We start from the raw sequence: 1,481 nt of genomic DNA on the forward strand, positions 1-1,481 counted from the left end.
CGTCGAGTTGAGGCCCGCAAGGGGCGCTCGTATCCCTTACGGGATCTGTTCGGCCCCGCCCTAATACTGCAACCGCATGTGGGGTGTGTGGCCTCGGTGTTGGTAGTGGTGGTGGCGGGCTCGGGCTTGGCTGCGTCTGCGGAAGTGTGACCAGTGCAGACGGTGTTCGTTGGTGTGACAGTGAGGTGTGAGGGCGAGGTGCCCGATCAGGCGGCGGATTTCGGGGACGCTGAGGGGCACGAGGTCGTGTTCGTCGCATCCGCTGCCCCTTTTGCGGCTTGTGCCGCGCGGACGGCGGTCAGGTAGGCCAGGGCTGCCATGGCCAGGGTGATGTGCCGGTACCAGGCCCGGTAGTGCCGCACCTGGTAATGATCCAGGCCGCACTCGCCCTTGGCGGTCTGGAAGCACTCCTCCACCGCCCACCGCGCTCCAGCCACCTTGACCAGGTCTTTCAGACGCGTAGAGACCGGTCCGAAGCAGAGGTAGTAGGCGATGTCGGTGGGGTCGGTGATGCTGCGGCGGGCCAGCACCCAGTGCCCGAACCCGTTCTCCTGCCGCGGCCTGAGGTGGCGCGGGCCCAGTGATAGATCCTCTGGCCGTGGGCGCCGGCTCCCGCCGAGAGCGGTTTCCATGCCTGCTGGGGGCGGGTGGCGATCAGCTCGTCGACCCGGTACTGCCAGCCGTCGATGCCGGTCACCGTGTCGTTGACCTTGGTGGCCACCACATAGGCCACCTTCCGTTCTTCCAGCCAGGACCGAAAATGGTGGACTTGTCCGTAGGCTTCGTCGGTGGTGACCCAGGCGAAGGGCACGGCCGCGTCCAGGGCGCGTTGCAGCATCCACTTCAGATGCTCGATCTTCGTGGCGAACGGCACCTCGTCGCCGATCTTGGCCGCCCGGCACCGGGCACGATCGTCCGTCCAGGACGCGGGCAGATACAGCTCGCGGTCGATCAACGCCCGCCCCTTGGTGGAGGCATAGGCCAAGAACGTGCCGACCTGGCAGTTCTCCCTGCGTCCGGCCGTGCCGGAGTACTGCCGCTGCACTCCGGCCGACTTGGTGCCCTTCTTCACAAAGCCGGTGTCATCGCCGATGAGGACGGCGTCCTTGGCCCCGATGGTTTCCACGACGAAGTCCCGGACGTCATCACGGACGGCGTTCTCGTCCCACTCCGAATGGTTCAGCAGCCGCTGGACACCGTCCGGGCGGAGCTGGCCGACCTGCTCGGCCAGCGTCCAGCCGTTCTTCCTCTCCAAAGGGGCCAGCAGGCCCCGCAGATAGTCCAAAGCCCGAGCGCGTGGCTCTGACCTGCCGAAACGATGCCCGATGCGGGCATGCAAATCCGCTATCCCCTCGGACCACGACTCGATCTGCTCAACCGTCAGCGACTTCTCACACAGTCACACCAACGAGCCCCGGCCCGCACGGTTACACCACATGCGGTTGCAGTATTAGGGCGGGGCCGAACAGATCCCGTAAGGG

At 66.2% G+C, this 1,481-nt stretch carries 1 pseudogene; it reads right to left on the bottom strand.

Annotated elements, in window-relative coordinates:
- Window positions 1-60 precede the first annotated feature (60 nt).
- Window positions 61-1,369: pseudogene (locus tag AC069T_RS37960) on the bottom strand (IS701 family transposase).
- Window positions 1,370-1,481: the final 112 nt, after the last annotated feature.

It is taken from the genome of Streptomyces sp. NPDC043867 (genome assembly GCF_056435845.1).